22 protein-coding genes and 1 pseudogene are annotated in these 19,928 nt (G+C 60.1%); 13 read left to right on the forward strand and 10 right to left on the reverse strand.

What is annotated here, in order from left to right:
- Position 1 precedes the first annotated feature (1 nt).
- Genes BK659_RS17230 through lptM form a run of 4 tightly spaced genes read right to left on the reverse strand, consistent with a single transcriptional unit; the run spans position 2 to position 3,006 of the window.
- Positions 2-727 (reverse strand): DUF484 family protein, encoded by a 726-nt coding sequence (locus tag BK659_RS17230; protein WP_123426204.1) that lies wholly within the window; start codon positions 725-727, stop codon positions 2-4.
- 13 nt (positions 728-740) lie between these two features.
- The gene (gene dapF, locus BK659_RS17235) at positions 741-1,571 is read right to left on the reverse strand and encodes a diaminopimelate epimerase (protein ID WP_071552818.1); all 831 of its coding nucleotides are present in this window, start codon (positions 1,569-1,571) and stop codon (positions 741-743) included.
- Between the two features lie 4 nt (positions 1,572-1,575).
- Positions 1,576-2,823, reverse strand: coding sequence for a diaminopimelate decarboxylase (gene lysA, locus BK659_RS17240; RefSeq protein WP_123426205.1), 1,248 nt, complete (start codon positions 2,821-2,823; stop codon positions 1,576-1,578).
- Between the two features lie 9 nt (positions 2,824-2,832).
- Positions 2,833-3,006: an LPS translocon maturation chaperone LptM gene (gene lptM, locus BK659_RS17245; RefSeq protein ID WP_123426206.1), complete on the reverse strand. Its 174-nt coding sequence runs from the start codon at positions 3,004-3,006 to the stop codon at positions 2,833-2,835.
- A 238-nt stretch (positions 3,007-3,244) separates the two neighbouring features.
- Between lptM and cyaY the strand changes: the two genes are divergently transcribed.
- The 3 genes from cyaY (at position 3,245) to rnk (ending at position 4,468) form a co-directional block, all read left to right on the forward strand.
- A complete protein-coding gene (gene cyaY / locus BK659_RS17250; protein ID WP_019694235.1) occupies positions 3,245-3,577 on the forward strand; it encodes an iron donor protein CyaY in 333 nt (110 codons plus the stop codon).
- A gap of 4 nt (positions 3,578-3,581) precedes the next feature.
- Positions 3,582-3,806, forward strand: coding sequence for a DUF1289 domain-containing protein (locus BK659_RS17255; protein WP_123426207.1), 225 nt, complete (start codon positions 3,582-3,584; stop codon positions 3,804-3,806).
- A 251-nt stretch (positions 3,807-4,057) separates the two neighbouring features.
- Complete coding sequence (gene rnk, locus BK659_RS17260) at positions 4,058-4,468, forward strand: nucleoside diphosphate kinase regulator (RefSeq protein ID WP_123426208.1); 411 nt, start codon at positions 4,058-4,060, stop codon at positions 4,466-4,468.
- Positions 4,469-4,475: 7 nt separating this feature from the next.
- Here rnk and BK659_RS17265 read toward each other — a convergent pair whose 3' ends face one another.
- The 3 genes from BK659_RS17265 to BK659_RS17275 form a co-directional block, all read right to left on the reverse strand.
- On the reverse strand, positions 4,476-7,325 hold the full coding sequence (locus tag BK659_RS17265; RefSeq protein ID WP_123426209.1) for a class I adenylate cyclase: 2,850 nt from the start codon (positions 7,323-7,325) through the stop codon (positions 4,476-4,478).
- Positions 7,326-7,512: 187 nt separating this feature from the next.
- Complete coding sequence (locus BK659_RS17270) at positions 7,513-7,758, reverse strand: TIGR02647 family protein (protein WP_030129110.1); 246 nt, start codon at positions 7,756-7,758, stop codon at positions 7,513-7,515.
- Between the two features lie 216 nt (positions 7,759-7,974).
- Positions 7,975-8,259, reverse strand: a complete 285-nt coding sequence (locus tag BK659_RS17275; protein WP_123426210.1) for a hypothetical protein — start codon at positions 8,257-8,259, stop codon at positions 7,975-7,977.
- Positions 8,260-8,384: 125 nt separating this feature from the next.
- On the opposite strand from BK659_RS17275, the gene BK659_RS17280 reads away from it, so the two are divergent.
- Entirely contained in the window at positions 8,385-9,044 is a 660-nt protein-coding gene (locus BK659_RS17280) for a glutathione S-transferase family protein (RefSeq protein WP_123426211.1), read from the forward strand.
- Positions 9,045-9,126: 82 nt separating this feature from the next.
- On the opposite strand, the gene argH is transcribed toward BK659_RS17280, so the two are convergent.
- Positions 9,127-10,521 carry an argininosuccinate lyase gene (gene argH, locus BK659_RS17285; RefSeq protein WP_123426212.1) on the reverse strand — a complete coding sequence of 465 codons (1,395 nt, stop codon included), beginning with the start codon at positions 10,519-10,521 and terminating at the stop codon, positions 9,127-9,129.
- Between the two features lie 136 nt (positions 10,522-10,657).
- On the opposite strand from argH, the pseudogene BK659_RS28045 reads away from it, so the two are divergent.
- From BK659_RS28045 to rsd, 8 genes and pseudogenes are all read left to right on the forward strand, one after another.
- A pseudogene (locus BK659_RS28045) lies at positions 10,658-11,030 on the forward strand (sensor histidine kinase); the annotation flags it as partial.
- Positions 11,027-11,773, forward strand: coding sequence for a LytR/AlgR family response regulator transcription factor (locus tag BK659_RS17290; protein WP_123426213.1), 747 nt, complete (start codon positions 11,027-11,029; stop codon positions 11,771-11,773). The pseudogene BK659_RS28045 and the gene BK659_RS17290, both read left to right, overlap by 4 nt.
- A gap of 138 nt (positions 11,774-11,911) precedes the next feature.
- Positions 11,912-12,853 (forward strand): hydroxymethylbilane synthase, encoded by a 942-nt coding sequence (gene hemC / locus BK659_RS17295; RefSeq protein WP_123426214.1) that lies wholly within the window; start codon positions 11,912-11,914, stop codon positions 12,851-12,853.
- Positions 12,850-13,614 (forward strand): uroporphyrinogen-III synthase, encoded by a 765-nt coding sequence (locus tag BK659_RS17300; protein WP_123426215.1) that lies wholly within the window; start codon positions 12,850-12,852, stop codon positions 13,612-13,614. Before hemC ends, BK659_RS17300 begins: the two co-directional genes overlap by 4 nt.
- Before the next feature lie 16 nt (positions 13,615-13,630).
- Complete coding sequence (locus BK659_RS17305) at positions 13,631-14,767, forward strand: uroporphyrinogen-III C-methyltransferase (RefSeq protein WP_123426216.1); 1,137 nt, start codon at positions 13,631-13,633, stop codon at positions 14,765-14,767.
- Positions 14,764-16,002, forward strand: a complete 1,239-nt coding sequence (locus tag BK659_RS17310) for a heme biosynthesis protein HemY (RefSeq protein WP_123426217.1) — start codon at positions 14,764-14,766, stop codon at positions 16,000-16,002. Before BK659_RS17305 ends, BK659_RS17310 begins: the two co-directional genes overlap by 4 nt.
- Before the next feature lie 230 nt (positions 16,003-16,232).
- Entirely contained in the window at positions 16,233-16,784 is a 552-nt protein-coding gene (locus BK659_RS17315; RefSeq protein WP_123426218.1) for a disulfide bond formation protein B, read from the forward strand.
- A gap of 177 nt (positions 16,785-16,961) precedes the next feature.
- The gene (gene rsd, locus BK659_RS17320) at positions 16,962-17,420 is read left to right on the forward strand and encodes a sigma D regulator (RefSeq protein ID WP_123426219.1); all 459 of its coding nucleotides are present in this window, start codon (positions 16,962-16,964) and stop codon (positions 17,418-17,420) included.
- Between the two features lie 69 nt (positions 17,421-17,489).
- Here the strand turns inward: rsd and BK659_RS17325 are convergent, their stop codons facing one another.
- Positions 17,490-18,155: an FKBP-type peptidyl-prolyl cis-trans isomerase gene (locus tag BK659_RS17325; protein WP_123426220.1), complete on the reverse strand. Its 666-nt coding sequence runs from the start codon at positions 18,153-18,155 to the stop codon at positions 17,490-17,492.
- Between the two features lie 192 nt (positions 18,156-18,347).
- Between BK659_RS17325 and BK659_RS17330 the strand changes: the two genes are divergently transcribed.
- The gene (locus tag BK659_RS17330) at positions 18,348-19,436 is read left to right on the forward strand and encodes an AlgP family protein (RefSeq protein WP_123426221.1); all 1,089 of its coding nucleotides are present in this window, start codon (positions 18,348-18,350) and stop codon (positions 19,434-19,436) included.
- Here the strand turns inward: BK659_RS17330 and BK659_RS17335 are convergent.
- A complete protein-coding gene (locus BK659_RS17335; RefSeq protein ID WP_123426222.1) occupies positions 19,433-19,897 on the reverse strand; it encodes a TIGR02444 family protein in 465 nt (154 codons plus the stop codon). The genes BK659_RS17330 and BK659_RS17335 overlap by 4 nt on opposite strands.
- Positions 19,898-19,928: the final 31 nt, after the last annotated feature.

Here is a 19,928-nt window from a genome sequence, read left to right on the forward strand (position 1 = left end):
GTCAGCGTACCGAGCGTAGCGAAGTGTTGACCCGTGGCAGCACGCGGCCCATGACTTCAGCGATGTAGCTGAGGAACAACGTGCCCACCGAACTTTTATAGTGCTGCGGATCGCGACTGGCGATCGCCAGGACGCCATGCAGGCCTTGATGACTGATGGTGACCACCGCAGTGGAACCGATCTGCTTGCGCTGTTCTTCGCCAAACAGGAAGTCCAGCTCGTGTTCGCGCAGGCTGCCGCTGACGCATTTGTTTTCCGACAGCAAGCCACCAATCGCCTTTTGCGCTTCGGCGCCGGTCACCCAGCGGCCGACCGGCAAGGGCTCGTCGCTGAACAGGATCAGGCTGACAAAGGGCACCTGGAAGTCCTGGCGCAGGCTGTCTTCGACGCTGATGACCACGTCGTCCAGGCTGCTGGCGTCCATCAAGGCGAGTGTCAGGCGGCGGGTCTTGTCGAACAGCCGATCGTTGTCGCGGGCGACATCCATCAGTTGCGAGAGGCGATGGCGCATTTCGATGTTGCGTTCGCGCAGGATTTTCATCTGGCGTTCGACCAGCGAAATGGTGTCGCCGCGCTGGTGCGGAATGCGCAGCGCCGGGAGCAATTCTTCATGCTCGACGAAGAAATCCGGATGAGCCTCCAGGTACGCGGCAATCGCCGCCGCCTCCAGGCTTTCGGAAGGGGATTCGTCGGGCTGTGGGGCTGGAACCTGAGGCTGATCAGTCATGTATTTCGCTCACTCAAAGACGCACTTGTCCTTCGTATACGCGCACTGCCGGGCCGGTCATCATCACCGGTTGGCCAGGGCCTGCCCACTCAATGGACAAGCGCCCGCCGGGCAGGTCGATCAATAGCGGCGAATCCATCCACCCCTGGCTGATCGCGGCCACTGCGGCAGCGCAGGCACCGGTCCCGCAGGCCTGGGTTTCCCCGGCGCCGCGTTCCCAGACGCGCAACTGCGCACGGCTCCGGTCGATGACCTGGAGAAAACCGACATTGACCCGTGCCGGGAAGCGCGGGTGGTTTTCGATCTTCGGTCCCAGCTCATGCACCGGTGCGTTGTTGATGTCACTGACCCGCACTACGGCGTGGGGGTTACCCATGGATACTGCGGCGAGCTCGACAGTTTGACCATCGACTTCGACCTGATAACTCAAGGCCTGAGCCGGCGCCTGGAACGGAATGTCAGCCGGCACCAGGCGCGGTGCGCCCATGTTGACGCCGATCTGGCCGTCGCTGCGGATATCCAGTTCAATAATGCCGCTTTTGGTCTCGACGCGAATCTGCCGCTTGGCGGTCAGGCGCTTGTCCAGAACGAAGCGCGCGAAGCAGCGCGCACCGTTGCCGCATTGCTCCACTTCGGAACCATCGGCGTTGAAAATCCGGTAACGGAAATCCACGTCCGGGTTGCTCGGCGCTTCGACGATCAGCAACTGGTCGAAACCGACACCGGTATGCCGGTCGCCCCATTGTTTGGCGTGCTTGGGCAGAATATGCGCGTGCTGGCTGACCAGGTCGAGGACCATGAAGTCGTTGCCCAGGCCATGCATCTTGGTAAAACGCAGCAGCATGGGTTTACTCCGGCAGCAGGCTTTCGCCAGCAAACAACTCGGCTACCGTCTCGCGGCGACGCACTTCAACGGCCTGATCACCGTCCACCAGCACTTCGGCGGCGCGGCCGCGAGTGTTGTAGTTGGAGCTCATGACAAACCCGTAGGCGCCGGCCGAATGCACGGCGAGCAAATCGCCTTCTTCCAGCGCCAGCTGACGATCCTTGGCGAGGAAGTCGCCGGTTTCGCAGATCGGTCCGACGATGTCGTAGGCGCGCGCCGGGGTTGCACGCGGGCGCACGGCCGTGACGTCCATCCAGGCCTGATACAGCGCTGGGCGGATCAGGTCGTTCATGGCCGCGTCGACGATGGCGAAGTCTTTGTGTTCGGTGTGCTTGAGGTACTCGACCTGGGTCAGCAACACGCCAGCGTTGGCGACGATGAAGCGGCCCGGTTCGAACACCAGCGTCAGGTCGCGGCCGTCGATGCGTTCGCGAACGGCTTTGATGTAATCGGCAGCCAATGGCGGCTCTTCATCGCGATAACGCACGCCCAAACCACCACCGAGGTCGATGTGGCGCAGGTAGATCCCGCAATCGCTCAGACGGTCGATCAGCGCCAGCAGGCGGTCGAGGGCATCGATGAAGGGCGGCAGCGTCGTCAGTTGCGAACCGATGTGGCAATCGACACCGACCACTTCCAGGTTCGGCAGTTGTGCGGCGCGGACGTACACGTCTTCGGCGTCGGCAATGGCGATGCCGAACTTGTTTTCCTTGAGACCGGTAGAAATGTACGGGTGCGTACCGGCATCGACGTCCGGGTTGACCCGCAGCGAGATCGGCGCGCGAACGCCAAGTTCGGCAGCGACGACTTGCAGGCGTTCGAGTTCGTCGGTGGACTCGACGTTGAAGCAGTGCACGCCGACTTCCAGGGCGCGACGCATGTCGTCACGGGTCTTGCCGACGCCGGAGAAAACGATCTTGTCAGGCTGGCCACCGGCGGCCAGAACACGTTCCAGCTCACCACGGGAGACGATGTCGAAACCAGCGCCCAAACGCGCCAGGACATTCAGTACGCCCAGGTTGGAGTTGGCCTTGACCGCAAAGCAGACCAGGTGCGGCGTGCCGGCCAGGGCGTCGGCGAACGCCAGGTACTGGGCTTCGATGTGTGCACGGGAGTAGACGTAGGTGGGTGTGCCAAAGCGCTCGGCGATGGCGGACAGGGCAACACCTTCCGCGAACAGCTCCCCGTCACGGTAGTTAAAAGCGTCCATGATGTTCCCTTAGTAAGTGCTGGTACCGGTGCTGTGCTGGTGCGCTTTGGACTGCGACGACTTCGCCTGTTCTTCAGGGGATTTGCTGTCATCGGGCAGATACAGCGGACCTTTTTGACCACAGGCAGTGACAAGGCAGGCAACCGCGACGAGCGCAGCAAGGGAAGAGATCAGGCGCTTCATGGCGAAATCCTTGAAAATGCGTTAATTGCGCCGGAGTATACCGGCCACCCGGCAGCTTGCCTATGCGACGGACCACCCGTCTGGCGGGCCTTTGCCCGGGCAAGCGATCAAGCGGCGCAAGGCGTGCCGATATTTTCTACTCTTGTCCGATGCCTGGTCGGTATCCTTTGCAATCGCTGGGGCTCGGCCGTATCTTGCGGCGCTTGAGCGTGAGTAGACACTTTTTGAGGTTCCTGCAATGAGTTTGACTGAAGCCCGTTTCCACGACCTGGTCGATGCCACCCAGCAAACGCTGGAGGATATTTTCGATGAGAGTGGCCTGGATGTTGATCTGGAAAGCTCGGCCGGTGTGCTCACCGTCAAGTTCGAAAGCGGCAGCCAGTTGATCTTCAGTCGCCAGGAGCCGCTGCGTCAGCTGTGGCTGGCGGCCGTGTCTGGCGGCTTCCACTTCGACTATGACGAAGAAAGCGAACGCTGGATGTGTGACAAGAGCGAAGAGCAGCTCGGCGAGATGCTTGAGCGCATTGTCGGCGAGCAGGCCGGCGCCAAGCTTGATTTCGAAGGGCTGTGATCTTGTGACCGAGGCAGCGCCCGCCCGTCCGCCGAAGCCGCTGTACAGCAACGTCAGCACGGCGGTGCCGTCGCCGTGCACCAGTGTCTGTCGGCTGGACGAGCAGAAAGTCTGCCTGGGTTGTTTTCGCCATGTCGAAGATATCCGCGAATGGCGCTCGGCCGACGATGATCGACGCCGGGTGATTTGCGCCCAGGCTCAACAGCGCAAGAACTCAAGCCACCCGTAGGAGCTGCCGCAGGCTGCGATCTTTTGATCTTGCCCTTTACAGACGTCTGCACCAATCGCGACGCGCCGGAAAGATCGCAGCCTTCGGCAGCTCCTACAGGGATCGTGCGGGCTGTCCGGTGCTGGCTTGTATATTTTTTGAGCTGTGATAGTGTCCGGATACGCCTCAACTCATCGAGGCTCGTGAAAACCCCGCCTATTTCTGGCGGGGTTTTGCTTTTGTCGTGCAGAAAAAAGGAGTCTGCCTCAATCATGACCGCACCTTCCATCATCCTTACCCGCCTGGACGTGCAACGTCTGGAGCGTTTGATCGACAGCCTGGATGACTCGCTGCCAGGTGTTATCGCGCTGCAAACCGAACTGGATCGCGCCGACACGCTGGTCGGTCACGATGAAGTGCCAGCCGATGTCGTGACCATGAACTCGCGTGTGCATTGCCGTGAGGAAAGCAGCGGCAAGGACTATCACCTGACCCTGGTTTATCCACAGGACGCCAATGCCGACGAAGGCAGGATTTCCATTCTTGCGCCGGTAGGCAGCGCCTTGCTCGGTTTGAAGGTTGGCCAGCACATCGATTGGCCGGCACCCGGCGGCAAGACCCTGAAGCTCACACTGCTTGAGGTTGAGTCGCAGCCAAAGAATGGCGGTGACTGCTCATTCTGACAATACCTCAGACCTGTTCGAGCGCCTTGTTCAATGCGCGCTCCAGGTCTGCCTTGTAGCGCAGGTAAAGATTGCTTGAGCTCTGACCATCACCGAGCAGGCCGGACAGGTCCAGGTCGGTGATGTAGCAGCGATACTGTTGCGCCTCTCGACGCTGCCCGACGATCTCCTGCGCAACCACGGCAAATAGCTGGTCGCCATGCTCCAGCTCGGAAAACTCTCGCTGATTGCAATACAAGGTGACCTGTCCTTGGCCCGGTACGGCTTTGCCGATAATCGCCTGGACGTCGTAGAACGGCTTGTTCACCGGAGTCTGCGGCGCCGGCCGTGGTTCGACCCGGCGTGCACGGTTGGTGCCCGACGGCAGCAGTTGGTAGTACAGGGTTTCCAGCACCGTCATCGGTTGAGCGGCATCCATCGGCAGCAGCGCGTCACGGCGATACAGGATCGATTGCAGGAAACGTTGCAGTGGCACCAGCAGGCTTTGTTCGTCGTGATACGGCTGGCGCTGTTGCCACAGGGCATTGAATTCATCCAGCACGTACAACTCGGCGTGGGCATCGTTGATGCGGTAAAACACCTGAATGCAGTCGGGCTGGCCCATCGGCAGGATCAGCGCCAGGTCGTGATCCGCCAGCGCCATCGGGTCCAGTTGCAGCGGGCTATAGCGTGTCAGGTCTTCACTCAGGTAATCGAGCAGCGCCGGCAGGCTGGCCAGCGCGACATGCTTGACCTGGCCGGGCACCAGTTCCAGCACGTGGTAATGCTGCTGGACCTGAATCAGGTAGCGATGATTGAGCTGGCTGAGCAGCAGGTTCTGCGCGGTATCGAGGACTTCTTCGACACGTTGGGCGATGAATTGCGCACGGTTATGGCAGAAACAGCGCACTCGCAGTCGAGGTTGCTGCGGGCCGCCCGGCAGGTTGTTGAGGTAATCGCGCAGGCAATCGAGCAGGGCGTGGGCGCCGTCATAGCGGCTGACCAGCACTTCGTTCCAGCTGTTGAGCGTGACCTGGTCGAGGGTCAGCACCAGATTTTCGCGGACCCCGGCGTAGCTCAGCGAGTCTGTGCGCTCGGTGGTCATCAGAATGTTCAGGTCGCGGTGATGCTTGAGCGGGTCGACGCCAACGTTCACCAGAATCAGCACCTCGCTCGGCACGCTGGCGCGCAGCAGCTGTTCTTCGCTGACGCTGGTCAGGGGCAGGGCGATGGTCTGTTGCAGGCTGCCCAGCAGGTTGAACAGCTCGAACTCACTCAGGTCGCTGCTGCCGGGGTGTAAGGCCAGGCGCGTGCTGCTGTCGATAACGCCGTTGCGGTGGCACCAGGTCAGGAGTTCCAGCAGTTCGCGGCTGCGCTTGATCGGCGCGAAATGCTCCCATTCCTGCGCGGACAGGTTGCCATTGTACAAACCCCAATGGGTCTGCCCGGATTCTTTCTTGTTCGCTGACTGGACGAGTGTCAGTGTGTCTTCAGCCAGGTCTGGCGCAATGCCCGGGTTGATGAACTCGATCTTGTCGGCCTTGCGTTCGAAAGCGGCATACAGCCTGCGACCCAGCACATTGAGGTCGCGCTTGTTGATCAGGCTGACGCTCTGCTCGGTACGGGCGAATTGGGTCAGGAAGCGGTAGCTGTAGTTCAGCTCGTTGACCAGTGCGCGGCGCTCGGAACTGACCTGACGGACCTTCCATTGACTACGGCTGTCGAGCATCGCCAATTGCCGATGATCCCAGCCCCATTCTTGAGCCAGCCGCTCCAGCAGCAACCGCTGCCAGCTTTTGCTGCGCTGGCCGCTGTTGCCGGTCAGCTTGCGATTGACCTTGAGGTACAAGGCGCGCCGAACCAGCTCCAGCCGTTCTGGCTCGCCTCGGGTCGTGAGGTACTCCTCGATGCGCCGATAGACCACGATGTACGGGTCGAGCTCATCCAGATCGAGGCGGTTGGCGAACACTGCGTGCTTGAAGCGCAGGCTCAGGCATTCGACCTTCGGGTGTTCGCTGGCGTAGACCTCGGTCAGCAGCAGTTTGAGCACCGATTTGTAGGGTGATTCGATGCCTTTGAACAACTGCCAGAGCCCGGCCCCGATGAATTCGCCGGGCGGAATGTGTGCCAGGTGGCCGAGATCGAGGGTTTCGTCGGCGCGGATAAAGCGCTTGGATAGCAGCGTATGGGTGTACTGATCGTAACCGGCCTCTTCGTATACCGGCACCAGCCACCAGATCGGCGTGCGCCCGGCGAGCCAGATGGCGGTGCGATAGAACTCATCGAGCAGCAAGTAATGCTGGGTAGTGCCGCAGTTGTCGGAGCTCAATTGGCTGTCGCGTTCGCCGCGGACGAAACGTTGCGGGTCGATCAGAAAGAAATGCGCCTCGGCGCCCTGACTGGCGGCCCAGACTTCCAGCAACTGGCACTTTTTACGCAGCTCAGTGAGTTCGTTTTCGCTCAAGTCCGAGGCATGACAGACCCACACGTCCATGTCGCTCTGATCGGCCTGAGCGAGGGTGCCGAGGCTGCCCATCAGGAACAAACCATGAATCGGTCGCGGCGGATTGCCGTGGCGGGGCTTGTAGGAGAATGAGCGGGTCAGGCGTTGCGCTTCGGCAAGCGCCGTGGCGTCAGGCTCGAAATTTGACAGCCCGGCCGGCGTGCTGCCCGAGACGTAACCCGGCAATAGCGGGTGATTGACGTGGAAGAACAGCGGCAACAAGGTCAAAACCCCTTGCTGGCGGGGCGACAACCCTTCCATGGCGCGGGCCAACCGGCCGTCATTGAGCTTCAGAAAGCGCGCGCGCAACTGGCTGAGAACCTTGCGATCGATTCCTTCGTCCAGATCGGGGCGAATTTCATGGGTGCGGGTCATGTCAGCTCAAACCGGCTCGCAGTGCTCGAACGAGGGAAAGTCTCAGGGCGGTGGGCAGTTTACAGCCTGACGCTCAGGACTTTTAAGCTGATTTTTGGTTTCTGGCGTCAAATTTCTTTCGATGGGCGACAGTCTGCCCGCGGAAATCCCGTAGCAGGGGTTTCCGTGGGCGATAGGGCGGCAACGGTCAGGCGGTTTCTTGGACAGACAGAATGGTCAGAACTGTCTGAACATTCTGTGCAGCGTCACGGCCCAGGCTGGTCAGATAACCGCCATCGGGCTGGGTGATCAGCTCTTTGTCGAACAGACGTTGTGCGGCGGCAATGGCTTTCGGGGCAGCGGTCTGATGGATTTTCAAACCTTCCTGGGAACTGTCCAGGTTGAAGAGTGCAAGGATTTCCAGTTCGGCAACCAGCTCAGGGGTAAGCGACATAAGGACTCCAGACTTTCTAGGAATTAGACGATAGCGTCCCTAAGGTGAACGCACTCGGGCGAGCTGTCCAGTGTCGGCTGAGGGCTTTTCGCCGCTGGCGGAGTGCCGCGATAGTCGTGGGGTGTTGTTGGGGGGCGAAAAGATCGCAGCCTTCGGCAGCTCCTACGGAGTACACCGCTCGTCGTAGGAGCTGCCGAAGGCTGCGATCTTTTGATTTTATTTCTTTTCTGGCGGCAGCTCTGGCAGTGCGCGCAGCGCAGTTTCATACCATTCGGTATTGAATGCGCGGTCTTCTTCGAGGATTGCGTCGATTTCAACGGCCAAAACGTGGGCCATCAATTGCAGGATTTCTTCACGCTCGTAACCGACCAGGGTCAGTTTGTTGAACGTCGCCTTGGCTGCTGGCGGGTTGTCGCTTTCGATCTGGTTTTCGATCGCTTCGATCAGGGTGGTTTCGGCGAACTCTTCTTCGTCGTTATCGATATCGGCTGGCTCGCTCATGGCAGGCTCCTCAAGAATAGGTCGCCAGTTTACCTGCATTCAGCCGTGTGATGCTGCTGGCGAGAGTGCTCCCGACGTTCTATAACAGTCGCTGCCAACCCCCTGCACGGCCTGGAGGCCATGTGATGCTCAAACTTTATGGATTTTCCGTCAGCAACTACTACAACATGGTCAAACACGCGTTGCTGGAGAAGGGCCTGCCCTTTGAGGAAGTAGCGTTTTACGCCGGTCAAAGCCCTGAAGCGCTGGCCATCAGCCCGCGCGGCAAGGTTCCGGTGCTGGGTGTCGAACAGGGTTTCATCAACGAGACCAGCGTGATTCTTCAGTACCTCGAAGACACGCAATCGGGTCCTGCGCTGCTGCCCAAAACAGCCTTCGAGCGGGCTCAGGTTCTGGCGCTGGCCAAGGAAATCGAGCTGTACATCGAGCTGCCGGCTCGCGCCTGTTTCGCTGAGGCCTTTTTCGGCATGCCGGTGCCGGAAGCGATCAAGGAAAAAGCCAAGGCCGAGCTGCTGCTGGGGGTTGCGTCGCTGGGACGTCACGGCAAGTTCGCGCCGTATGTGGCGGGCGAGACGCTGAGCGTGGCGGATCTGTACTTCCTGTACAGCGTCAGCATTGCCTGCGCGGTCGGCAAAAAGCTCTTCGATCTGGATCTGTTGGCCGAGCTGCCGGCGGCCAGGGCATTGCTTGAGCAGCTGGAACAAACACCGCATGCCAAGCGGATTGCGGCGGACAAGGAAGCGGCGATGCCAGGGTTTTTGGCGATGATCGCTTCCAGGAAATAAAAAAGATCGCAGCCTGCGGCAGCTCCTACACCGACTCGCGTAGGAGCTGCCGCAGGCTGCGATCTTTTGGGACCGCGAAAGCTTAGCGGCTGGCCAGCAACGCCTGGCCGCGAACCACAGCTGCCTTCACCTGCACCGGCGCGGTGCCGCCGATGTGGTTACGGGCATTCACCGAGCCTTCCAGAGTCAGAACGGCAAACACGTCCTGCTCGATCTGATCGCTGAATTTGCGCAGTTCTTCCAGGCTCATCTCTGCCAGATCCTTGCCGCTTTCCACGCCGTACTTCACGGCGTGACCGACGATTTCGTGGCAGTCACGGAACGGCAGGCCGCGGCGCACCAGGTAGTCGGCCAGATCGGTAGCCGTGGAGAAACCGCGTAGCGCCGCTTCACGCATGATGGCGTGTTTTGGCTTGATCGCCGGGATCATGTCGGCAAAGGCCCGCAGCGAGTCGCGCAAGGTGTCGGCGGCGTCGAACAACGGCTCTTTGTCTTCCTGGTTGTCCTTGTTGTAGGCCAGTGGCTGGCCTTTCATCAGGGTCAGCAGGCCCATCAGCGCACCGAACACCCGGCCGCTTTTGCCGCGCACCAGTTCCGGGACGTCAGGGTTTTTCTTTTGCGGCATGATCGAGCTGCCGGTGCAGAAGCGGTCAGGCAGATCGATGAACTGGAACTGCGCGCTGGTCCACAACACCAGCTCTTCGGAGAAGCGCGACAGGTGCATCATCGCGATGCTCGCTGCCGAGCAGAACTCGATGGCGAAGTCGCGATCCGAGACGTTGTCCAGCGAGTTGCCGCCAACAGCGTCGAAGCCCAGCAATTGGGCAGTCAGTTCGCGGTCGATCGGGTACGTGGTACCGGCCAGTGCGGCGCTGCCGAGCGGCATGCGGTTGGTGCGCTTGCGGCAATCGACCAGGCGCTCGTAGTCGCGGCTGAGCATTTCGAACCAGGCCAGCATGTGGTGACCGAAAGTCACCGGCTGTGCGGTTTGCAGGTGGGTGAAGCCGGGCATGATGGTGCCGGATTCGCGCTCTGCCTGTTCCAGCAGACCTTTTTGCAAGCGGGTGATTTCGCTCAGGATCAGGTCGATCTCGTCACGCAGCCACAGGCGGATATCGGTCGCCACCTGGTCGTTGCGGCTGCGGCCGGTGTGCAGTTTCTTGCCGGTGACGCCGATGCGGTCGGTCAGACGCGCTTCGATGTTCATGTGCACGTCTTCGAGATCGATGCGCCAGTCGAAGGTGCCGGCCTCGATTTCGCTCTGGATGGTCTTCAGGCCGTCGATGATGCTGTCGCGCTCGGCATCGGTCAGCACGCCGACCTTGGCCAGCATGGTGGCGTGGGCGACGGAGCCCATGATGTCGTGACGATAGAGGCGCTGGTCGAAAGTGACGGAGGCGGTGAAGCGGGCGACGAAGGCGTCGACGGGCTCACTGAAGCGGCCGCCCCAGGACTGATTGGTCTTGTCAGTGCTCATGAATTCGCTCGTGATCGGCTGAAGGAAAATGGCGTAAAACCTGCCGCGGATAATAACAGGGTTGCCAATCCTGTCGGTGACACTGGTCGATACGTTTTTTTCTTATTTGACCGGCCATACTCAAAGGGCCGCCTCTGCGATTACGCAACGATATTTGTCAAATGAGCACTTTCGTCGTGGCAAACGTCTACAGTTGGACTTGAGGGTCAGCGCAATTGCCGATCGTCTGGTGGGCCTCATCCGCATTGCTGCAAAGCGCGCTACGGCCAGCGTCGAAGCCGACTATAAAAGAAGGGGTGTTCATATTGTGTATCAGCAAACCCTATGGTGACGCCACGCCGCGGCAGGCTTCGAACGGAACTGCGCAGGCACCGGTAAATATTGCAACCCGACGTGCGGCACTTTTTGGCGCTCGCGCTAGTCTTAGCGTGGATCGCGGTGACGGACGTCACTTCACCTGTCTACGCTATCCTTGTGCGAGACTCACGCAGGAATCCAGCGCAATATGAATGTCCTGATCGTTGATGACGAACCCCAAGCCCGCGAGCGCCTGAGCCGTATGGTCGGCGAGCTCGAGGGATACAGTGTCCTGGAGCCCAGCGCCACCAATGGCGATGAGGCGTTGACCCTGATCGACAGCCTGAAGCCCGATATCGTGCTGCTCGACATCCGCATGTCTGGCCTCGACGGTTTGCAAGTCGCTGCAAGGTTGTGCGAACGCGAGACGCCACCGGCGGTGGTGTTTTGTACGGCCCAGGATGAATTTGCCATAGACGCCTTGCAAACCAGCGAGGTGGGTTACCTGGTCAAACCGGTGCGTTCGGAGCTGCTGCTCGATGCCTTGAAAAAAGCCGAGCGTCCCAACCGCGTTCAGCTCGCGGCGCTGACCCGGCCAGCGGCAGAAAGCGGCAGTGGCCCACGCAGCCATATCAGTGCGCGAACCCGCAAAGGCATCGAGCTGATCCCGTTGGCTCAAGTCGTCTATTTTATCGCCGACCACAAATACGTGACCTTGCGCCACGAAGCGGGCGAGGTGTTGCTGGACGAGCCGTTGAAAGCCCTCGAAGATGAATTTGGCGACCGCTTTGTGCGTATTCACCGCAATGCGCTGGTGGCACGCGAGCGTATCGAGCGGTTACAACGCACGCCGCTTGGGCACTTCCAGCTGTTTCTCAAGGGGCTTAACGGTGACGCGCTGATTGTCAGTCGACGTCATGTCGCGGGTGTGCGCAAAATGATGCAACAGCTTTAGCCTGCTGTTTGCGCACGGATTTCACTCCCCTTTGCCGGGCAGGTGAGGCCAGGGAGGCTGCGCTGTTTCTGATACAAGTCAAAGCGGATTTGGCTGAGCTGTTATTATCCGCCGTATCTATTCAGTACGGATTGATCCATGTCCCCTCGCGAAATCCGCATCGCTACCCGCAAAAGTGCCTTGGCCTTGTGGCAGGCCGAATACGTCAAAGCCCGTCTGGAGCAGGCTCACCCTGGCCTGCTCGTGACGCTGGTGCCTATGGTCAGTCGCGGTGACAAGTTGCTCGACTCGCCATTGTCGAAAATCGGCGGCAAGGGCCTGTTCGTCAAAGAACTGGAAACCGCGTTGCTCGACAATGAAGCCGACATTGCCGTGCACTCGATGAAAGACGTGCCGATGGACTTCCCTGAAGGTCTGGGTCTGTTTTGCATCTGCGAGCGCGAAGATCCGCGTGATGCCTTTGTTTCCAACACCTATGCCAGCCTCGACGAACTGCCTCAGGGCAGCGTGGTCGGCACCTCGAGCCTGCGTCGCCAGGCGCAGTTGCTGACCCGTCGACCGGACCTGCAAATCCGCTTCCTGCGCGGCAACGTCAACACCCGCCTGGCCAAGCTCGATGCCGGAGAGTACGACGCGATCATCCTCGCGGCAGCCGGTTTGATTCGCCTGGGCTTCGAAGATCGCATCGCCTCTTCGATCAGCGTCGATGACAGTCTTCCAGCCGGTGGTCAGGGCGCGGTCGGTATCGAGTGCCGCAGCGCTGACACTGAAATTCACACACTGCTTGCCCCTCTGCATCACCAGGACACCGCCACCCGCGTCACTGCCGAACGTGCGCTGAACAAGCACTTGAACGGCGGCTGTCAGGTACCGATCGCCTGCTATGCGGTGCTCGAAGGCGAGCAGATCTGGCTGCGTGGTCTGGTGGGTGATCCGAAGGGTGGCCTGCTGCTGACTGCCGAGGCTCGTGCGCCACGCAGTGATGCCGAAGCTCTGGGTGTGCAAGTTGCCGAAGACCTTCTTGGCCAGGGCGCCAACGACATTCTGAAGGCGGTCTATGGCGAGGCGGGTCACGAGTGACGGGTTGGCGCCTGCTGTTGACGCGTCCCGCGGATGATTCGGCGGCGCTGACCCGTGTTCTGGCCGAAGAGGGGATTTTCAGCAGCAGTTTGCCGCTTTTGGAAATAGAGCCGATTCCTGTCTCTGAGACAATGCGCGAAGTGATTCAGGGTATGGATCGCTATTGCGCAGTGATCGTGGTCAGCAAGCCGGCCGCCCGAATCGGTGTGGATCTGGTCGACCGGTACTGGCCGCAATCACCGCGCTTGAAGTGGTTCAGCGTGGGTGCGGCGACCGCGCAGGTCCTCCTGGATCACGGGTTGGACGTCAGCTTCCCGGTGGATGGCGATGACAGCGAATCCTTGCTTGAGCTTCCGTTGTTGCGCGAGGCTATCGCCCGGCCCGACGCCCGTGTGTTGATCATGCGCGGCGAGGGTGGGCGTGAACTGCTCGCAGAGCGTTTACGCGAGCAAGGTGCTAGTGTCGATTATCTGGAGTTGTACCGTCGCGGCTTGCCGCGGTATGTCGAGGGCGCGTTGCCTGAGCGGATTCAATCGGAACACCTGAACGGTCTGGTGGTCAGCAGTGGACAGGGTTTTGAGCACCTGTACCAATTGGCGGGCAGTGCCTGGCCTGAGTTGGCGCGGTTGCCATTGTTTGTTCCAAGCCCTCGGGTGGCCGAGATGGCGCGGGCCGCAGGGGCCCAAACAGTTGTGGATTGTCGTGGCGCCAGTGCCACGGCTTTGCTAACGGCGTTGCGGGAAACCCGGCCCGTTTTCTAATGCAAAGGATGGATACGTGAGCGAAACAGCCTTGCCTAAAGATGACGTCCAGCCTGCGCTCGATGCGTCGGTTGAAACTGTGAAGAGTCCTGAGCCGCGTCGTGGCAACGGGCTGGTGATCCTGGCATTGCTGCTGGGTGCCGCGGGTGTTGCCGCTGGCGGTTGGGGGATCTGGCAGGTGCGCAGCCTGCAAACCAACAATCAGCAACAGCTGGGGCAGTTGCAGGCCCTGAATGATCAGGCGCAAAGCCTCAAGCTCAATGAGCAGCGCCTGACAGCCCGACTTGAGCAATTACCTCCCGCCGATGAACTGGAAGACCGCAGACGCCTGGTGACCCAGTTGCAGGGCGATCAGCAGCGCTTGAATCAGCGTCTGGAAACGGTTCTGGGCGCCAGCCGCAAGGATTGGCGATTGGCCGAGGCCGAGCATTTGCTGCGTCTGGCCAGTTTGCGTCTGTCTGCCTTGCAGGACATCAGCAGCGCTCAGGCGCTGGTGCAAGGTGCTGATGAAATCCTGCGCGAGCAGAATGATCCGGGATCTTTCGCTGCCCGCGAGCAGATTGCGAAGAGTCTTGCGGCACTGCGCAGTACCGAGCAACCGGATCGCACCGGGTTGTTCCTGCAACTGGGAGCCCTGCGCGATCAAGTGGTCGAACTCAGCGAACTGGCCCCCGAGTTTCATGAGCGCGATTCTCTATCGAGCCTGACCTCCGATGGCGATGGAGCCAGTCGCTGGGCGCAATGGTGGGACCAGATCTCGCGCTACATCCGGATTGATTTCAACGCCGATAAAAACATTCGTCCATTGCTCGCCGGGCAAAGCCTGAGTCAGGTCCGCCTGGCTTTGAGCCTGGCGCTTGAGCAAGCGCAATGGGCTGCGCTCAACGGCCAGGCGCCGGTGTATACCCAGGCGCTGGTTGAGGCGCGGGATGTGCTCAAGGGCAGCTTCAATCAGGATAATCCGCAAAGCAAAGTGATGCTCGAGCGGGTTGTCGAATTGAGCAAACAACCGGTAACGGTCATCACGCCTGACCTGACGACCACCCTGAGCACGGTGCAGGTATACCTGGAGCGCCGTAATGTCAGTGCAGAGGACTCGGTGAAAGCCGTCGCCAAGCCTGCTGCGAGCGCCACGCCGGGGACCAGCCCATGAAGCGACTTTATGTGATTGTGTTTTTGGTCATCGCTGCCGCCGGGGCCCTGGGGTTGGCGATTGCTCAGCACTCTGGTTATGTGCTGATCGCTTACAGGACCTTTCGCTATGAGTCGAGCCTGTGGGCGACCCTGCTGCTGGTGGCGGTGATCTGGCTGGTGCTATGGGGCATCAAGATGCTGATCGAGTTGGTGACCACCTCCAGTGGTGTGGTCAACCCCTGGTCGAACCGCAACCGCAGTCGTCGTGTACAAGTGGCGATCGAGCACGGTCAGTTGGACCTCGCTGAAGGTCGGTGGGCCAGCGCCCAGCGTCATTTGTATCGCGCCGCTGAAGCCGAACGCCAGCCGCTGCTCTATTACCTGGGGGCCGCGCGAGCGGCGAACGAGCAGGGTCACTATGACGAAAGTGACAGCTTGCTGGAGCGTGCGCTGGAGCGTCAGCCTCAGGCCGAGTTGGCGATTGCCTTGAGTCACGCGCAGTTGCAGACCGACCGTGGCGATACCGAAGGTGCGCTGACAACACTGCAGGCCATGCACGAGCGTCATCCTCACAGCGTTCAGGTCTTGCGTCAGTTGCAACGTTTGCTGCAGCAGCGCGGCGACTGGTCGGCGGTCATCCGTCTGTTACCGGAATTGCGCAAGGACAAGGTTTTGCCGGCCAGCGAGCTGGCGGAGCTGGAGCGTCGGGCATGGGGTGAAAACCTCACCTTGGCCGCTCGCCGGGAGGAAGACGGCGCCGTGGGTTTGCAGGCGCTCAATCGCGCCTGGCAACAGCTGACGTCCGCTCAGCGCCAGGAACCGCAGCTGGTGCTTGCCTATGCCGAACAATTGCGGCAACTGGGCGCTGAGGTCGAGGCAGAGGAAGTTCTGCGCGGGGCGCTCAAGCGTAAATATGACAGCCATCTGGCGCGACTGTATGGCTTGCTGCGTGGCAGCGACCCAGCGCGGCAACTGCAAACGGCCGAGGGTTGGTTGAAGGACCATCCTGGTGACCCAAGCTTGCTGCTGACGTTGGGGCGGTTGTGTTTGCAAAGCAGCCTGTGGGGCAAGGCGCGGGACTATCTGGAAAGCAGCCTGCGGGTTCAGCGTAACCCCGAGGCCTGTGCCGAGCTCGCCCGCCTGCTGGCTCAGCTGGGTGATACCGAGCGTAGTAATCAGCTCTTCCAGGAAGGCCTGGGTCTGCTGGACAAACGCCTGCTGGCTTCGCCTTTGCCGGTGCCTGCGCGCGCGTAAAATGCGCGGCGGCCGGGTCGCCCAGGCAGGCGATCCGGCCATTGGCAAATCGAGAATTCTTCCCTGTCATGCTGGCTATAGGCAGAGTCTTACAAGAGACTACATTTGATCCTGTCTCTTCTGTCGGGAATTCCCTACACCTGTGGCGAAGTGTCCACGCTGCCTTGCCTTGAAAGGCCAGAGGGCTTTCCTCTACCGTAACTGCCTGTCTCTTCTGTTACGGATAAGCCATGTCTTTGGCCAGCACACGCTCATTGTTTTTCATGGCCTTCATCGCGGGAGCCCTGGCCTTGGGCGCTTCGTACTATCTCGAATACGCCATCGGGCTCAAGCCGTGTGGGCTGTGCCTGTTGCAGCGGCTTTTTTTGGCCCTGTTCACGACTGTCTGCCTGGTTGCCGCGCTGCACGGGCCCAGGCGTCTGGGCTGTTTACTGTATTGGTTGCTCAGCCTGTTCAGCAGCCTGGCGGGGATTGTTACGGCGTGGCGTCAGGTGGTATTGCAAAGCGATCCGGCTCAACAGGTGTCGGAGTGCTCTACCAGCCTGGAAGGTCTGTTCGCAGACATGCCCTGGCTGTGCGTTGTGAAACGGGTATTCAGCGGAACCGCTGACTGCGCGGAAATTTCCTGGACGCTGTTCGACCTGAGTATCCCTGAATGGAGTTTGTTGTTTTTTGTCGGAATGACGATTCTCGGGGCTTATCAGATCTTGCGGCTGGTCTGGTACGCGTATCAGCGACCGCCCAGCGGCGAGTCGTCGCATGGGGACCGGGTGGGTGATTAAACACTTGTATGAACTTTATCTCCTGCGTACCTTGAAGGTGTTGTCGTGCGGGCATAATCTGGCCCGCACGTATCATTGGAATTATGTTGCTCGATGATGCTCTGCCTGGCCAAATCTTGATCTTCAAGTCTTGCGGCGAGTGCGGGCGGCATTACCCATAAGGGAAGAGAGATCACCATGCTCGAAAGTTGTCAGAATGCTCAGGAACGCTGGGGTGGAGTGCATCTGCTGATCGATCGTTGGTTGCAGGAGCGTCACGAACTGGTTCGAGCCTATGATGCTCTCGGCGCCAAGCCTGAGGCTCTGGGCGAGAATCGCAAACCGTTGCAGGAGTTCTGTGGTGTCCTGGTCGATTACGTCTCTGCCGGCCACTTCGAAATCTACGAACAGCTGACGGGCGAAGCCAAGGCATTCGGTGACACGCGCGGGCTTGAATTGGCCGAAACCATTTATCCGCGCATTGATGTGATCACCGAGAAGCTGCTGGCTTTCAACGATCTCTGCGATCAAGGCAAGTGCGTTGCGGAGAAATTCAAGGAGCTCGGTGGTCTGTTGCACGAGCGCTTCGAACTGGAAGATTGCCTGATCGAAGTGCTGCACACGGCTCACAAGGAAGAAACTCCAGAGCAAGCCTGAGTTCTCACGTGTTGTAAAAGATCCCTTGAACGGTGCGCTCTGCGCGCCGTTTTTCGTTTGGGCGATTGCTCAGCCAGTCGCGCCGAGCAGTTCGATTTCAAACACCAGAGGCGTGAACGGCGCGATCAGGTCCCCTGCGCCATCGGCTCCGTAGGCTTGCGCGGATGGAATCACCAGGCGCCATTTCGCACCTACTGGCATCTGTTGCAACGCACTGCGCCAGCCACTGATCACACTGTCGAGGCTGAACCACTGCGCCTGAGTGTTCTGATCGAACACCGTGCCGTCGGGCAGCTTGCCGATGTAGCGAACCTGCACCTTGCCACTGGGTCCGGCCTTGGCGCCGTTACCTGCGACCAGTTCGGTCAGCAGGATGCCATCTGCCAGTTCGCGAACCCCGGGTTTTGCCTTCTCGGCTGTCAGGAAGCGTTGTTCCTTGTCCAGGGCTACTTCGCTTTGCGGTATCGCTGGCTGCTCGGCAATTTGCGCTTCGTGCTCGGCCAGGATTTTTTCGATCTGCTGATCTTTCAGCGCCAGTGGCTTGCCTTGATAGGCCTGCTGCAAGCCTTCGACCAGTGCCTGAATTTGCAGATCTGGAACCTCTTGGCGCAGACGTTCACCCAGACTTGCACCCAGGCTGTAAGCGAGATCGTGGGCGTCATTTTCCGTGGCTTTTTCCGCAGCATGAGCCAACGAAAAAAACACGCACAAGGGTAAAAAAAGGTAACGCGACATGGGCGCTCTCCAGCCTGAGATGCGCAGGATTATGCCAGTGAGAATGCCGTGAGCGGTGAACTGCTTTGAGGTGTCTGCAGAACATTTTAAAATTGGTGCAACGCACAGCAATCGATACTGTCAACATGCCCTAGCGGCGGTAGCAGCAGAGGTCTAGTATGAGCCGCATTCACGTCAGCCAGGAGGTAAATCATGTCGGCCAATAAGAAGCCTGTAAATACTCCGTTGCACTTACTCCATCAGCTTTCGGGCAGCTTGCTCGAGCATTTGGAAAACGCTTGTTCCCAAGCCTTGGCTGATGCTGAAAAACTGCTCGCCAAACTGGAAAAGCAGCGCGGAAAAGCACAGGAAAAATTGCACAAATCTCGCACCAAATTGCAGGACGCTGCGGCGGCCGGCAAAGCCAAGGCACAAGCCAAGGCCAAAGATGCGGTACAAGAACTTGAAGATCTGCTTGATGCGCTCAAGGATCGTCAGTCCGAAACTCGCGGCTACATTCTGCAACTCAAGCGCGATGCCCAGGAAAGCCTGAAACTGGCCCAGGGTATTGGTCGCGTGAAAGAGGCCGTCGGCAAAACGCTGACCCTGCGTTCGGCCAAGCCAGCCGCCGCTGCTGGCGCCGCGAAAAAACCAGCTGCCAAACCGGCAGCCGCCAAGGCACCGGCCAAGGCTCCAGCGAAAGCAGCCGCCAAACCTGCGACAAAACCTGCAGTGAAAAAACCAGTCGCAGCCAGCGCGGCTAAACCGGCCGCTGCCAAAGCCGCTGCCAAACCTGCTGCCGCTAAACCAGCAGCAAAGCCAGCTGCTAAAACTGCCGCCGCCAAACCAGCAGTAGCGAAAGCCACCGCGGCCAAACCTGCTGCCAAACCAGCAGCAAAAACCGCAGCGGCCAAACCGGCTGCCAAGCCAGCCGCTAAACCGGTAGCTGCAAAACCTGCCGCCAAGCCAGCGGCCAAACCCGCAGCTGCCAAAGCGCCGGCCAAGCCTGCCGCTAAACCAGCAGCCGCTGCCAAGCCTGCAGTGTCCAGTGCTGCCAAACCTGCTGCCGCCAAACCGGTTGCTGCAAAACCAGCCGCCAAGCCTGCGGTGAAAAAGCCAGTCGTGGCCAAACCTGCTGCCGCCAAACCAGCGGCTGCAAAACCGGCAACCGCACCAGCGGCCGCCAAGCCTGCGACGTCTGCACCGGCTGCTGCACCTGCGCCAGCCGCGAGCACGCCAGCCGCTTCGCCTGCACCGGCAGCTGCTGCAAGCACTACCAGCACCCCGACCAGCGCTTCCTAAGTGCCGGTCACCGCGACGCGCAGCTGATGCAGCGCGTCGCGGTTCAGGTTGGCGGCGCCCGCCGCCAATCCTTCCAGCCACACGGCCAGGTCTTTGGCTTGACCCTGCGGCCATGTTTGCGCCGCATTCTCCAGACGCAACAACAGTTGCCGCTCCGCTTCCAGCTCCAGAGCTTTGACTTGCGCTCGTAACGTGTTCAGTTCTTCGTCGGCGAGGGCTGCGGCCTTCCACTGCGTACGCAGTTGTCGAAGCGGTTGCACGACTTCCGTATGCCACGGGCCGGCCAGGTGCTGGAGTTGTTGCAGGCGTTGCGCATTGCATCGCACGCCGTGCTGTCCGAGCCAGGCTGCGCACAACAGCAGGCAAACGTTGGCCCCGGCTGCTTGCAGCTTCAGGCAGGCGTCTTCAACACCCGGTCGGGTGTAGAGGGTGAGGGAAAAGCTCCACAGGTCAGAGGACATAGTGCTACTCGCGCCAGTTGCGAGCGAAGCT

Source organism: Pseudomonas brassicacearum (assembly GCF_003732225.1).
Lineage (GTDB): Bacteria > Pseudomonadota > Gammaproteobacteria > Pseudomonadales > Pseudomonadaceae > Aquipseudomonas > Aquipseudomonas brassicacearum_E.